The organism is Curtobacterium sp. MCBD17_028 (assembly GCF_003234875.1).
GTDB lineage: Bacteria > Actinomycetota > Actinomycetes > Actinomycetales > Microbacteriaceae > Curtobacterium.
In genome coordinates this window covers 23948-37189 of the sequence record NZ_QKTQ01000003.1, presented here as the reverse complement: position 1 = coordinate 37189, position 13242 = coordinate 23948, and the positions used below count along the sequence as shown (strand labels likewise).

The 13242-nt window shown below is 71.9% G+C and carries 12 protein-coding genes; 7 read left to right on the top strand and 5 right to left on the bottom strand.

What is annotated here, in order from left to right:
* Positions 1 to 42: 42 nt before the first annotated feature.
* On the bottom strand, positions 43 to 1071 hold the full coding sequence (locus DEI86_RS04610; RefSeq protein ID WP_111048919.1) for an NAD(P)/FAD-dependent oxidoreductase: 1029 nt from the start codon (positions 1069 to 1071) through the stop codon (positions 43 to 45).
* 83 nt (positions 1072 to 1154) lie between these two features.
* On the opposite strand from DEI86_RS04610, the gene DEI86_RS04605 reads away from it, so the two are divergent.
* From DEI86_RS04605 to DEI86_RS04595, 3 genes are all read left to right on the top strand, one after another.
* On the top strand, positions 1155 to 1739 hold the full coding sequence (locus DEI86_RS04605) for a helix-turn-helix domain-containing protein (RefSeq protein WP_111011277.1): 585 nt from the start codon (positions 1155 to 1157) through the stop codon (positions 1737 to 1739).
* A gap of 211 nt (positions 1740 to 1950) precedes the next feature.
* Positions 1951 to 2439: an FBP domain-containing protein gene (locus DEI86_RS04600; protein WP_111012301.1), complete on the top strand. Its 489-nt coding sequence runs from the start codon at positions 1951 to 1953 to the stop codon at positions 2437 to 2439.
* Between the two features lie 370 nt (positions 2440 to 2809).
* On the top strand, positions 2810 to 3607 hold the full coding sequence (locus tag DEI86_RS04595; protein WP_258376463.1) for a metal ABC transporter solute-binding protein, Zn/Mn family: 798 nt from the start codon (positions 2810 to 2812) through the stop codon (positions 3605 to 3607).
* Here the strand turns inward: DEI86_RS04595 and DEI86_RS04590 are convergent.
* Positions 3585 to 4469, bottom strand: a complete 885-nt coding sequence (locus DEI86_RS04590; protein WP_111035484.1) for a shikimate dehydrogenase — start codon at positions 4467 to 4469, stop codon at positions 3585 to 3587. The two genes, DEI86_RS04595 and DEI86_RS04590, sit on opposite strands and share 23 nt — an antisense overlap.
* 42 nt (positions 4470 to 4511) lie before the next feature.
* The gene (locus DEI86_RS04585) at positions 4512 to 5384 is read right to left on the bottom strand and encodes a helix-turn-helix transcriptional regulator (RefSeq protein WP_111048918.1); all 873 of its coding nucleotides are present in this window, start codon (positions 5382 to 5384) and stop codon (positions 4512 to 4514) included.
* Positions 5385 to 5485: 101 nt separating this feature from the next.
* On the opposite strand from DEI86_RS04585, the gene DEI86_RS04580 reads away from it, so the two are divergent.
* Positions 5486 to 6181 (top strand): SDR family NAD(P)-dependent oxidoreductase, encoded by a 696-nt coding sequence (locus DEI86_RS04580; RefSeq protein ID WP_111048917.1) that lies wholly within the window; start codon positions 5486 to 5488, stop codon positions 6179 to 6181.
* A gap of 129 nt (positions 6182 to 6310) precedes the next feature.
* Here the strand turns inward: DEI86_RS04580 and DEI86_RS04575 are convergent, their stop codons facing one another.
* Together DEI86_RS04575 and DEI86_RS04570 are read right to left on the bottom strand one after the other, a co-directional pair.
* Positions 6311 to 6889 (bottom strand): TetR/AcrR family transcriptional regulator, encoded by a 579-nt coding sequence (locus tag DEI86_RS04575; protein WP_181439696.1) that lies wholly within the window; start codon positions 6887 to 6889, stop codon positions 6311 to 6313.
* A gap of 85 nt (positions 6890 to 6974) precedes the next feature.
* Entirely contained in the window at positions 6975 to 7739 is a 765-nt protein-coding gene (locus DEI86_RS04570) for an enoyl-CoA hydratase/isomerase family protein (protein WP_111048915.1), read from the bottom strand.
* A gap of 133 nt (positions 7740 to 7872) precedes the next feature.
* On the opposite strand from DEI86_RS04570, the gene DEI86_RS04565 reads away from it, so the two are divergent.
* The 3 genes from DEI86_RS04565 (at position 7873) to DEI86_RS04555 (ending at position 13178) form a co-directional block, all read left to right on the top strand.
* Complete coding sequence (locus DEI86_RS04565) at positions 7873 to 8886, top strand: iron-siderophore ABC transporter substrate-binding protein (RefSeq protein WP_111011269.1); 1014 nt, start codon at positions 7873 to 7875, stop codon at positions 8884 to 8886.
* Positions 8887 to 9121: 235 nt separating this feature from the next.
* Positions 9122 to 9634 carry a VOC family protein gene (locus tag DEI86_RS04560; protein ID WP_111011568.1) on the top strand — a complete coding sequence of 171 codons (513 nt, stop codon included), beginning with the start codon at positions 9122 to 9124 and terminating at the stop codon, positions 9632 to 9634.
* Between the two features lie 523 nt (positions 9635 to 10157).
* A complete protein-coding gene (locus tag DEI86_RS04555; RefSeq protein WP_181439695.1) occupies positions 10158 to 13178 on the top strand; it encodes a DUF11 domain-containing protein in 3021 nt (1006 codons plus the stop codon).
* The last annotated feature ends 64 nt before the right edge of the window (positions 13179 to 13242 follow it).

Sequence of the window (13242 nt, the reverse complement as noted above, 5' to 3'; positions counted from 1 at the left end):
CGCAGCCCTGGCGTCAGGCTCGGCCCCGCGCCGGCGTCAGGCTCAGTCCCGCGCCGGCTCGAACCCGTGGCGGCGATCGCCGAGCACCCGCCCGGTGACCTCGCGCTCGGCCTCGGGCGAGAACGGCTCCCGCCGCGCTCGCACCGCCGCGGCCGTCTGCTCCTCGATGAAGTCCATGTTGACCGCCGCGCCGGCCATCACGCCCGCGGCGGCGGAGCTCATGACCTGCGCGCCGATGTCCGTCACGTTCCCGGCCGCCCACACGCCGGGCAGCGCAGTCCGACCGGTCGGGTCGGCGGGGACGTGTCGGCCCATGCCGCTCGGATGCTCGGCGACCTCGCCGCCGAGGTGCTCGAACACGTCCGCTCGGGCGACCACCCGCGTCTGCACGGCCACCGCGTCGAGGGGGAACACGTGCCCGTCGTCGAGTTCGACGCCCGTCAACCGGTCGTCGTCGACGAGCACCCGAGCGACCGGACCCTCGACGACGCGGATGCCCCGAGCCGCCAACCGCTCCCACTCCTCGTCCGAGGGCTCGGGCATCGTGTGCCGGAAGAGCGTCACGTCGTCGCTGAGCTGCCGGAAGAGCAGCACCTGGTGGACGGCCATCGCGCCGGAGCCGAGCACGCCGATCCGCTGGCCCCGGACCTCCCAACCGTGGCAGTAGGGGCAGTGCACGACGTCGCGCCCCCAGCGCTCGCGCAGTCCGGGCACGTCGGGGAGCTCGTCGACCGCGCCCGACGCCAGGACGAGACGGCGGCCGCGGAGTCGGCTGCCGTCCTCGAGGCTGACGGCGATGCCGTCGCCCTGCCGTGCGGCGGCGGTCGCTCGTCCGACGGTGATGCGGACGCCGTAGCGCTCGGCGTCCGCGCGGGCCAGGCGCAGGAGGTCGGCCGGTGCGGTCCCCTCGCGGCCGAGGACGTTGTGGGCGGCCGCCGCCCGTGCGTTCCGGGGCTCGCCCGCGTCGACGACCACCACCGATCGCATCGAGCGCGCCAGTGCCGTCGCGGCGCTCAGGCCGGCCGCACCGCCGCCGATGACGACGACGTCGTGGTCAGTGTGTGTGGGCATGTCGTTCCTCCTCGTTCGACCGTCAGCTTGTGCGGTGCTCGCCGAAGTGGCAATCGTTCTTGCGGGAATGGCAAAGTGGGGCCATGGACGAGACGTGGGAACGCACCCTCGACGCGGTCGGCGGCCGGCTTCGGAAGCTCCGGACCAACCGCGGACTGACGCTCGCGCAGGTGTCCGCCGCCACCGGGGTGTCCGTGAGCACGCTGTCGCGGCTCGAGTCGGGCGGGCGACGTCCCACACTCGAGCTGCTCCTCCCGCTCGCCCGCGAATACCAGGTGCCGCTCGACGAGCTCGTCGGAGCGCCGCCGAGTGGCGACCCGCGCATCCACATCCGACCGTTCCGCGCCCACGGCCACACGATCCTGCCGCTCGGACGCGGGGCCGTCGGGATCACCGCGTTCAAGCACGTCATGCCGGGGCGGGTCGCGCCGGCCGTGCCCGAGCCCATGACCCATCCCGGGCACGAGTGGCTGTACGTCCTGACCGGCCGACTCCGCCTCGTGCTCGGCGACCAGGACATGGTGCTCGGTCCCGGTGAAGCGGCCGAGTTCGACACCCGCACCCCACACTGGTCCGGTGCTGCGGGGCCGGAAGCGGTCGAGTTCCTCAGCCTGTCCGGGAGGAGCGGGGAGCGCGCGCACGTCCTGCCCACGTCCGGCGCGCGGTAGCGTAGGAGCGTGCGCAACTCGTCATGGCAGGAGGTCGCCGGCGGTCCATCCGCCGACGTCAGGTGACGGCCGCCCCGGCACCCGCTTCCGCGGATGCCGGCTGGCGGCGCAGTGGATCGATCCCGGTCGTCGTGACCGTCGTCCGCTGTGCCCTCCTCCCCATGACACCCGCCCGGCGCCAGCGCGCCCGGGCTGAGAGAACGGCACACCCATGCTCCCCATCACCGAGAAGGCCATCCGCGCCGCGTTCGTGAACGCCTCGCGCAAAGAGGTCTCCGACATCACCCTGCCCAGCGGGTTCGACGCCCTCGACTGGGACGAGCTCGACTACCTCGGCTGGCGCGACCCGAAGATCGGACGCCGGGCGTACGCGATCATCCCCGACGGCGACGCCCTCGTCGGCATCCTGTTCCGCCAGGCCGATGGCGGCACCCGCACCCGGCCGCAGTGCGCCTGGTGCCAGGACGTCCGCCTGCCGAACGACGTGCTGTTCTACAGCGCGCGCCGGAGTGGGGCCTCGGGGCGGAACGGCAACACCGTCGGCACGCTCGTCTGCGCCGACTTCCAGTGTTCGGCCAACGTGCGGAACCCACCGCCGCCGGCGTACCTCGGGTTCGACGTCGAGGCGGCCCGGCAGGAGCGCATCGTCAGCCTCCGGCAGCGGGCGGCCGCGTTCGCGCGGGACGTGCGGGGGGCGTGAACCGTCCGGGGGGCGTGAACGGTCCGCGGAGCGGGGGCCGTCCGCGCGGCGTGAGCCGCGGGGGAGGCGCGGGCCGCTGGGGAGGCGCGGGTCGCGCCTCCCCAGTGCATCGGAATTGACAATCATTATCGATAGTGAATAGCGTCGCGGTGCGGGCGCAGCGTGGTCGCCGCCGCCCGTCCCTGTCGAGCGGCCTCGGAACGGACCTCCACCCCTCATGCGTCAACGCGCCCTCATCGCCCTCGCCGCCGTCGCCGGCGCCGCCGCTCTCGGTCTCACCGGATGCTCGAGTTCCGGAGGGGCGGGTGGAACGTCCGGATCCGGGTCGTCCGCCTCCGGTGGCTCCGGGTCCTCCGGCCGGATCGACGTCGTGGCGTCGACCAACGTGTACGGCGGCCTCGTGTCGACGATCGGCGGCTCCCACGTCCACGTGACGAGCATCCTGTCCGACCCCTCGCAGGACCCGCACTCGTTCGAGGCCTCGCCCCGCACCCAGCTCGCCGTGTCCCATGCAGACCTGCTCATCGAGAACGGCGGCGGGTACGACTCGTACATGGAGACCCTGCGTGACTCGACGAAGTCCAAGGCCGACCTCATCGACGTCGTCAAGCTGTCCGGGCTCCAGAAGGCCGGCGACGACGACTTCAACGAGCACGTGTTCTACAGCTACCCGACCATGGTCCGGTTCGTCAGTCGCGTGGCGACCGAGCTCGGCCAGGAGCAGCCCACGCACAAGGGGTCGTTCCGGGCCAACGCGGCACGAGTCACCAAGCAGCTCCAGGGCCTCGAAGCGCAGACGGCAGCGCTCAAGCAGCAGGACGCCGGCGACCGCGTGGCCTACACCGAGCCGGTGCCGGGTTACCTGTTCGACGCGATCGGGCTGCGCAACGTCACCCCGCAGGACTTCTCGGAGGCAATCGAGGAAGGCGACGACGTGCCACCCGCGGCGCTCAACGACACGCTCCAGCTGTTCACTGGCAAGGACCCCGTCAAGCTCCTCGCCTACAACGACCAGACCTCGAGCCCCGAGACCGAGCAGGTCAAGTCCGCGGCGCGCAGCAACCACGTGCCGGTCGTCGGCGTCACCGAGACCCTGCCGTCCGGCAAGGGCTACATCGCCTGGCAGCAGAGCAACATCGACGCCGTCAAGAAGGCGCTTGCGGGCTGATCGCCGACAGCCCGACCGAGGCCCGCATGGCATCGCGGACGCGGGCCTCGTCGGGCAGCAGCAGGTCGGCGTCCCCGCTCGTGAAGAACCGGATCTGACCGATGGCCTGCTCGACGAGCATGTCGAGCCCGTTGAGCACCCGGCCGCCCGCTGCCGACCAGCGCTCGGCGACCACGGACGGCCACGGGTCGTACGCGACGTCGAACAGGACGGCGTCGTCGCCTGACGGGTGCAGTTGCAGGGTGTCGGCGGCGCCGCCCGGCAGCGTCGAGATGACGAGCCCCGACGCGGGAGCATCGGGCAGGTCTGCCAGCGGGTGCACCTCGAGCGTCACACCGAGCCGCGTCGCGAGCAGCACGAGTTCGCTCGCCTTCGTCGTGTCGCGCAGGTACACGCGCACGAACGACGCCCCGAGACGGAGCGACGCGAACAAGGCGCTCGCCGCGGTGGCTCCGCCGCCCAGGATCGTCGCGGCACCCGGCACGTGCCCCAGGGCCTCGACCGGGCGGACGATGCCGTCGACGTCGGTGTTCGCCCCCGAGAGCACGGTGCGGCCGGCCTCGGTCCGGAGGAGCAGGGTGTTCGCGACGCCGAGCTCGTCGACGAGCGGTGTCGTGCGATCGAGCAGGGGCAGGACCTCGCGCTTGAGCGGCATCGTCAGGCTCAGGCCGCGCCACGAGCTGTCCAGGTCACCGACGAACGCCTCGAGCTCGCCGGAGCCGACCTCGTGCCGCTCGTACGTCAGATCGAGACCGAGGGCCTGGTACGCCGCGGCGTGCAACGTCGGCGAGAGCGAGTGGTCGATCGGCTGACCGAGGACGGCGAGGCGGGTGCGGTCGGGATCGGGGAGAGCAGCGGGCACAGCGCATCACCCTACCGACCGGGACCGTGACCGCTGGGCGACTCAGCTGGGCAGGAGCGGCGAATCCGCGGGGTCGAGCGGTGCCGCCCCGGTCGCCCCGAGTGCCCGGATCAGGTCGAACCGCGAGGCGTCCTCGGTGCCCGGCTCGGCCGTGTTCGTGACGATGTGCAGGTCCTCGCCTGACACGCTGAGCACATCGCAGTCGAGCAGCACCGGCCCGACCGTCGGGTGCAGGATCGTCTTCCGCTCCGTCCGGTGTCGGGCGGCGCCGACCTGCGCCCACAGCTCGGCGAACCGGGGACTCCCGGCGACGAGCTCGTCGATCAGCGCCTGCAGCTGCCGGTCCTGCGGGTAGCGCACCGTCGTCGTCCGCAGGTCCGACGTGATCGCCTGCTCGAACCGCTCGGTCTCGCCCTCCTCGCGCAGCAGCCGGGTCGGCGAGCCGAGGAAGTGCCGCCGGACGACGTTCCGCTCCGGCCCGCTCGCCGGAGGAGCGCCGTGCAGCGCGTCCCATGCCGCGTTGGTCGTCAGGATCGTCCAGTCCGCACTGCACACCGCGATGGCGGCGTCCGGCATCCGCGTGATCAGCCGTTGCACGCTCGGTGGCACGAACGTCGGGACCACCGTCGGTAACGGAGCGGCGAGCCCGGCCGCCACGTACAACTGGTCGCGCTCGCCCTCGGACACCTGCAGCGCGCGGGCGATCGCGGCGACGACCTGCGCCGACGGCCGGTCCGCCCGCCCCTGCTCCAACCGCACGACGTAGTCGACCGACACCCCGGCCAGGGCCGCGAGTTCCTCACGCCGCAACCCAGTCGCCCGCCGCCCGGCACCGGCCGGGAGGCCCGCCGCGGCCGGGTGCAACCGGTCGCGCCACGCGCGCAGCAGGGTCGCGAAGTCGCCTCGTTCGGTCATGCATCGATGGTCCCACCGACCGCGGTCCCCTGGGTGGTACCGCCGGTCACACTGTTGACGGTTCCCTGGTAGCCCCCGCTGTGGAGGAGCACGGTGGAGCCATGACAACGACACTCATCACCGGCGGCAACAAGGGACTCGGGTACACGGCGGCGCAGCGACTCCGCGACCTCGGGCACACCGTCGTCATCGGATCCCGCGACCCCGAGCGCGGTGCATCGGCAGCAGCGGAGCTCGGCGTGGACTGGATCACCATCGACGTCGCCTCCGACGAGTCCGTCTCGAAGGCCGCCACCGAGTTCACCGAGCGGTTCGGCACCCTCGACGTGCTCGTCAACAACGCGGGCATCGCCGGAGGCCGTGCGCCGCTCGACGAGGTGGACGGGCCCGCGATCGCCCAGGTGCTCGACACGAACACGGTCGGCCCCGTCCGGGTCGTCCACGCGTTCCTCCCGCTGCTCCGTCGTTCCACGGCACCCGTCGTCGTGAACGTCTCGAGCGGCCTCGGCTCGTTCGCCGTCCGCGCCGACGACTCCCGGATCGAGGCGCAGATCCCGACCCTCTCGTACAGTGCGAGCAAGGCCGCGCTCAACATGCTCACGACGATCTACGCCAAGTGGATCCCGGAGGTGCGCTTCAACGTGGTCGACCCCGGCTACACCGCCACCGACCTCAACGGCAACTCCGGCCACCAGACCGTGGAGGAAGGCACCGACGTGATCGTCGCCATGGCCACGATCGGCGCCGACGGCCCGACCGGCACGTTCGTCGATCGCAGCGGCGCCGTCGCCTGGTGATCGGGCCATCGACCATGGCCGGGAGGCGGGGCGCGCGTCCGACGTGCGTCGCGCCTCCCGGCCACGTCCTCGAGGGGCGGTGTGCGTCCGATGTGCGCCGCGCCACCCTGCGGGGCCGCGGACGCGTCGCTAGCGCTGGGCGATGAGGACGGCGGCCGCGTCGCGGGCCTCGGCGGCCCACGGCAGCTGCGGCTCCGTGTGTGCGCCCACCATGGCACCGTCGTAGAGCATCGCGAGCCGGATCGCCGTCGCGGCGGGGTCGGCGGTGCCGGCCCGGGCGGCGAGGTCGGTGAAGAGCGCCCGGATCCAGGTGCGGTGCTCGACGTTCACGACGTGCGCGGGCGAATCCGTCGTGCTCTCGGCCTCGGCGTTGATGAACGGACAGCCGTTGAAGTCGTCCGTCGCGAACCACGTGCCGAGCAGGTCGAAGACCATGAGGATCTGCTCTGCCGCGTCGACGTCGGCCGCGGCGAGCTGCGTCGTGAGATGGTCGCGCCAAGCGAGGCTCCGGCCCTCGACGTACGCGCCGACCAGGTCGTCCTTCGTGCGGAAGTACGTGTACATGGTGGCCTTCGACACGTTCGCGGCATCGGCGATCGTGTCGACGCCGGTCGCGTGGATGCCGTCGGCGTAGAAGAGCCGGTCGGCGGTCTGCACGACGCGGTCGAGCGCAGGGCGCTTGCGGGTGCGGGGTGTCGTGGTCGCCACGTCGGGCCTCCTTGAACTGATCTGTTCAGTCTACGACGCGGGCGGGGGCGCCGATCGAGACGGCGGCACCCCCGCGCTTTCCACGTCAGGCCTGCTGCTGGTACGCCAGATCGGCGGCGGTGAGGCCCTCGAGCGCCATCCCGAACGGGACGTCCTGGGTCAGCCGGCGTCGCAGGGCGAGGTTGAGCGTCTGCTTCTGCAGCGAACGGTAGAGCGCGGGCTTGGCGGCGAGCTTCCGCGCGATCTCGATGCCGCGCTCGAGGGCGTGCTCGTGCGCGACGACCTCGTTGACGACACCCCACTGCAACGCGGTCTGCGCGTCGATGGTCTCGCCGGTCCAGAGCAGCCACTTGGCGCGCTGGGTGCCGGCGATCTCCTCCCACACCACGTGCAGGCCGTCGCCGGCGGTGACGCCGAACGCGGGGTGTGGGAAGTCGCCGTAGGTCGCCCGCTCCGACGCGATGTGCACATCGGCGAGCAGCAGGTACTCCGAGTGGATCGTGGCGGTGCCGTTCGCGACGCCGACGACCGGCATCGGCAGGTCGAGGAGGCGCTCGAGGACCTTGCGGCCCTCGACGCGGGTCTTCTCCCACGCGGCCGGCTTGAAGATCTCGCCGAGGCTCGGGCCGTCGATGTCCTTCATGAAGTGCTCGCCGGTGCCGGTGATGACCAGGGCCCGGTTGTCGGCGTCGAGCGCGATGTCCTCGAGGGCCTGGGGGAGGTCCTCGTGGGTCCGGCCGGTGAAGGTGAGGGGTCCGCCGTCCGTGTGGAAGCGGAGGACGAGCACGCCGTCCTCGTCGCGCTCGAAGGCGAGGTTGTCGTACTGGTCGAAGTAGGTGGGCGTGGTCATGGTGGCTCCTCGGGCTCGGTTGGCAACTGAACAGGTCTGTTCAGCCGCGTTGGCTCAACCATACAGATCAGTTCAGTTACGTCAAGCCGGACTCGCGGGAGGCGTGGGGGCGGCTTAGGGTAGCCTCACCTTCGTGACTGCCAGCCGTCGGCCCGCGCGCCGCCTCCGTTCCCTCGTCGCCGCCATCGCGACCGCCGTCGTGGCCACCCTCGTCCTCGCCGGGTGCAGCAGCGGCACCGCCTCGAACAGCGCCTCGCAGACGGCGACGAGCGGCTCCTCCTACCCGGTGTCGGTGCAGACCGCGTTCGGCACGACGACGATCCCGTCCGCGCCGAAGCGCGTGGTCGCGCTCGGGTGGGGGGACGCCGAGACGGCCCTCGCCCTCGGTGTCCAGCCCGTCGGCGCGAGCGACTGGCTCGCGTTCGGCGGCGAGGGCGTCGGCCCCTGGCTCAAGGGCGCGTACACCACGTCGCCGAAGATCATCGGCACCCTGGAGCCGAGCTACGAGCAGATCGTCGCGCTCAAGCCCGACCTGATCCTCGACACGAAGAGCTCGGGCGACAAGGACCGCTACCAGAAGCTCTCCGCCATCGCCCCGACCGTCGCCATCCCGAAGGGCGGCGCGAACTACCTGACGAGTACCGACCAGCAGGTGACCATGATCGCGAAGGCCCTCGGCAAGGTGCAGCAGGGCAAGGACCTGCTCGACCAGGTGGACTCCGCGTTCGCCAGCGCGCGGAAGGCCCACCCCGAGTTCAAGGGCAAGACGGCCGTCATCGGCGCGTACACATCGAGCGGGTACGGCGCCTACGCCTCGGGCGACTCCCGCGTCGCGTTCATGAAGCAGCTCGGGTTCACCCAGCCGAAGGCGGTCGACAAGGCCGCGGGCAGCGCGTTCTCCGCCACGCTGTCGAACGAGAACCTCGACCTGCTCGACGCGGACCTCACCGTGATCCTGCCGATCTACACCACGGCGGCCCAGGCGTCCTCGAGCCCGTTGTTCAAGCAGGTGCCCTCGGTGAAGAAGGGTCACGTCATCGTCGAGCGCAACGCCGACGTCTCCTCCGCGTTCTCGATCGGGACCGTGCCCGCGATCCTCTGGGCCCTGAAGCGGCTGCCGGACCAGTTCGCGGCGAAGCTCGGCTGACCCGCCTCGGGCCCTCGGCCCCGCCCCGGGCCCTCGGCCTCGCCCCGCCCTCCTTCGGAGACCGCCTGTTCCCGACACTGTGCGCGTCGTCCGACAACGGGAACGTCGCTTCATGTGTCCGCAGATGCTGGTGCGCATGTGACGACGGAACCACTGTCGGGCGACACGAGTTCGGTCGTCTGTGGACACGACGCCGTCCGAGCAGTGCTCCGCGGCCGGGAGTTGGATGAGCGACATGACCGATGACAGCGCCTTCCGCCCCGCCGGCTACACCAGCCTGACCCCGTTCCTCGTCGTGCACCCCGCGGCCGAGGCGATCGCGTTCTACGTCGATGTCTTCGGCGCCGAGGTCGTCTACCGCCTCGACGCTCCCGCCACCCAGGGCGGCGAACCGTTCGTGGGGCAGGCGGAGCTCGACTTCGGGACCGGGCGACTGCAGCTGTCCGACCCGATGCCGGCGATGGGACTGACCCCGCCGCAGAAGGGCGGCGACGGCGTCAGCAGCTCGACCGTCCTCTACGTGGCGGACGTCGACACCGTCTACGCCAGGGCGGTCGCAGCAGGGGCCGACGGGCGCGAGGCCCCGAGTGACTTCGTGTCCGGCGATCGCTTCGCGTCGATCATCGACCCGTTCGGACACCGCTGGGCACTGCTCAGCCGCCGCCCGGACATCTCCGAGGAGCAGAGCATCCGCGCCGTCGAGGAGTGGTGGGGGCAGGCCGCCGCACAGCTCGCCGCCGACGCCTGAGCACCGGGCTGCTCAGCGCCCGAGCCGTAACCAGCGCCCGAGCCGTAACCAGGGCCCGGGCCGTGCACGTGCCCGAGCCCGAGCCCGAGCCCGGGCCCGCGGTCGCGGCCCGGTGTGGGGACGAGGTGCTCGAGGATCCCGCGTCGCCCCCAGGTCATGCGACGGGTGAGGTGACCGGCCACGACCCCCGTGTGCTGCGAGGGATGGCCGATCGCCGCCGCCCGTGGACGTCAGAGTGAACGCCTCCCGTTCATGACGTCCACCCGACCGCGGTCGCCGCGGTCCGCGGTGGTGGAAGGCCCACGCTGCCCCGATGCACACGCAACACCACAGGAACCGCCCCGGCGGCGCACCCATCCGGAGGCGGATCGCGGCTCTCGCAGCCGCCGTCCTCACCGCGAGCACCGCTCTCGCCACCGGCGTCCTCGCGCCCGTCGCCGAAGCCCGGACCGTCTCGGATTCGCCCACGGGCTGCGGGTACGGCAGTGGAGGGACTGAAGCGTCCAATCTGTGCTGGTTGGACATGTCCTCGTACGACGAGGGTCAGGCGCGCTCCACGACCGGCCAGACGATGAGCGCCCGGCTCCCCGGCGGTTACGTCCTGCGATACACCATCAGGACCGCGACGCCGAGCGGGTACCGTGCCGGCACCACGCGTGCTGCGAGCACACCGACGTACAAACAGGCGTACATCGGGACGCAGATCTACCGGGGCATCCCAGGTCGACCGGCACTCGGGTTCGACGACGCGCGGAACGTCGGGGCGCGCTTCGCATTGAGCGACATCCACGTCGAGGACGCGTCGGGGACGCCGGTCACAGGATGGGGCATGGTCGCCGCCGATGCGGAGACCTCGGAGACCCACGAACGGATCGACTTCGCGTCGGACGTTCCGCTCGGTCGCCTCGACGTCCCGGATCCGGCGCGACCCGCATGCAGCGGGGGCGTGACCGGGATCGGATCGACCGCGGTCCGGTGCGAGGGGGGCAGAGGACCGTTCGGTGCGCTCGTGCTCCAGGCGAACGAACCGACGTCGATCGAGGCCGTCCTGAGCGAGACCAACCGCAGCGGCGCGGAGGCTGTCGCGTTCGCGTTCGTCACGTCGAGGTTGACCCTGCGGAAGGCGGTCGACGGCCGCTCGAGTCCGTCCGACTCGTTCGACACGGCGATCACGTCACCGCAGGGGACCGTCCTGGCATCCGCGACGACCGGGGGTGCCGACACCTCGACGACGGGGTCGACCACGGTCCTCCCGGACAGCCGTGGAGGCGCGTTCACGCTCTCCGAGACCGCCACCACGGGCACGGGCACCGACCTGTCCGGGTACGCGCAGCAGTGGACCTGCACCAACGCGAACGCCGGGAGCCCGACGCGGTTGCCGTCGGGCGGCGGCACCGTCCAACGCGTGACCCCGGCGGCCGGTGACGACATCACGTGCACGGTCACCAACAGCGCCCGGAGCTACACGGTGACCAAGTCCGCCTCAGCGACGGTCGCACAGCCGGGGGACCGCGTGTCGTACACGATCACGGTGGCCAACACGGGGAACGTCGGCTACACGTCGGAGGACCCCGCGTCGTTCACGGACGATCTCACGGGTGTCCTCGACGACGCCAGATACCGCGACGACGCGTCCGGTGGTGCGGTCGTCACCGGGAAGACGCTCTCCTGGTCGGGCGCGCTCGCGGCCGGTGCGACCCGCACGATCACGTACTCGGTCACGGTGGACGATCCCGACCAGGGTGATCACCGACTCCGCAACGTGGTCGCCCCGTCGTCCCCGGGCGGGACCTGCGGAGCGGCCGGGTGCGCCACGACGACGCCGGTCCGGTCCTACGTCCTGACGAAGACGGCGGACCGTTCCGACGTCGTCGCGGGATCGACCGTCCGCTACACCATCACGGTCGAGAACACGGGCGCGGCCCCGTACACGGACGCGCATCCGGCGTCGTTCGACGACGACCTCGCCCAGGTCCTCGACGACGCCGCGTACGGCCGGGACGCGACGGCGTCCGGCGGTGCCGTGGCGTACGACGAGCCCGGGCTGCGGTGGTCGGGGCCGTTGGCGGTGGGGGCGAAGGTCACCGTGACGTACTCCGTCGTCGTCGGTGATCCGGGTGGTGGCGGTGACGGCCGGCTCGACAACACCGTCGTCGGCACTGCTCCGGGCGCCAACTGCACGACCACACACCCGGACCCGGACTGCACGGCCCACTCCCGCGCCGCCGCCTACACCGTCGAGAAGCGAGCGTCTGCGTCGGTCGCCGATCCGGGCGACGTCGTGACCTACACCGTTCGGGTGTCGAACACCGGCAAGGTCGACTACACGGCTGGGAACCCGGCCTCGTTCACCGACGACCTCTCCGGCGTGTTCGACGACGCCGACCACCAGGGCGACACTCCGGACGGCGCGACGATCTCCGGGAACACCCTCTCCTGGTCGGGGGCCCTGGCCGTGGGGCGGACGAAGACCATCACCTACTCGGTGGCCGTCCACGACCCGGACACGGGCGATCACGAGCTCGTGAACTCCGTCCGACCGACGGCCGCAGGGGGCTCCTGTGGGACGGCAGGGTGCGCCACGACCACGAAGGTGCGCTCCCTGGCGGTGAGCAAGACCGCCGACGTCGACGTCGTCACGCCCGGAGGGACGGTCACCTACACCGTGACGATGCGGAACACCGGTACCGCGGATTACACCGCGGCACACCCGGCGACGTTCGTCGACGACCTGTCGGGGGTGCTCGACGACGCGACCGTCGAGACCCTCCCGGACGACGTCACCTACCGCGAGCCGGAGTTGACGTGGAGCGGCCCGCTCGGCGCCGGCGCCTCCGAGGCCTTCACCTACTCCGTCACCGTCGGTGACCGTGCCGCGAGTGACGCCGACGACGTCCTGACCAACACCGTCGTCGCGCCCCACAGCAACTGCCGCTCCGACCTGCAGGACCCGACGTGCGTCGTGCGGGTCCCGGTCCGCTCGTACTCCTTGCAGAAGACGGCCGACACCGACCACGCGGATCCGGGGGACGTCGTCACCTACACGGTGACGGTGGAGAACACCGGGGCCGTCGCGTTCACGGACGAGGACCCGGTGTCCTTCGAGGACGACTTGTCGGCGGTCCTCGACGACGCGACCTACGACCGGGACGCGGACCACGGCGCGACGGTGTCGGACGCCACCCTCGCCTGGTCCGGGGCGCTCGGGGTGGGCGAGACGACGAGGGTCTCGTACTCGGTGACCGTCGACGATCCCGACACCGGCGACCGATCGCTCGTGAACGTCGTCACCCCGAGTGCTCCGGGCGGTGCATGCGTGACCGACGCGGGATGCACGACGACCACGGTGGTCGCGCCTCCCGAGCCCGAGCCCGGCGCGGAGGCCGCGCCGGACGAACCGGTGACCGGCGCGGCGGTGCGCACCGGGGGCACGGTCGCCGAGCCCGGGGCGGGCGCGCGCTGGTGGACGGTGCTCCTCGGTGCCGGAGGCACGGCGCTCGCCGGTGTGGTGCTGTTCACGGTCCTCCGGCGTCGCCAGCGGTGACCGATCCGCAGGCGGATCCCGCGCGACGGGGACGTCGGACGGGCCGGCGCCGGCCGCGGGTGCT

What these genes read in the sequence shown, in the direction of transcription:
- DEI86_RS04610 (WP_111048919.1), bottom strand. Translation starts at nt 1,071, where the DNA reads ATGCCCACACACACTGACCACGACGTCGTCGTCATCGGCGGCGGTGCG.
- DEI86_RS04605 (WP_111011277.1), top strand. Translation starts at nt 1,155, where the DNA reads ATGGACGAGACGTGGGAACGCACCCTCGACGCGGTCGGCGGCCGGCTT.
- DEI86_RS04600 (WP_111012301.1), top strand. Translation starts at nt 1,951, where the DNA reads ATGCTCCCCATCACCGAGAAGGCCATCCGCGCCGCGTTCGTGAACGCC.
- DEI86_RS04585 (WP_111048918.1), bottom strand. Translation starts at nt 5,384, where the DNA reads ATGACCGAACGAGGCGACTTCGCGACCCTGCTGCGCGCGTGGCGCGAC.
- DEI86_RS04580 (WP_111048917.1), top strand. Translation starts at nt 5,486, where the DNA reads ATGACAACGACACTCATCACCGGCGGCAACAAGGGACTCGGGTACACG.
- DEI86_RS04570 (WP_111048915.1), bottom strand. Translation starts at nt 7,739, where the DNA reads ATGACCACGCCCACCTACTTCGACCAGTACGACAACCTCGCCTTCGAG.
- DEI86_RS04560 (WP_111011568.1), top strand. Translation starts at nt 9,122, where the DNA reads ATGACCGATGACAGCGCCTTCCGCCCCGCCGGCTACACCAGCCTGACC.
- DEI86_RS04555 (WP_181439695.1), top strand. Translation starts at nt 10,158, where the DNA reads ATGTCCTCGTACGACGAGGGTCAGGCGCGCTCCACGACCGGCCAGACG.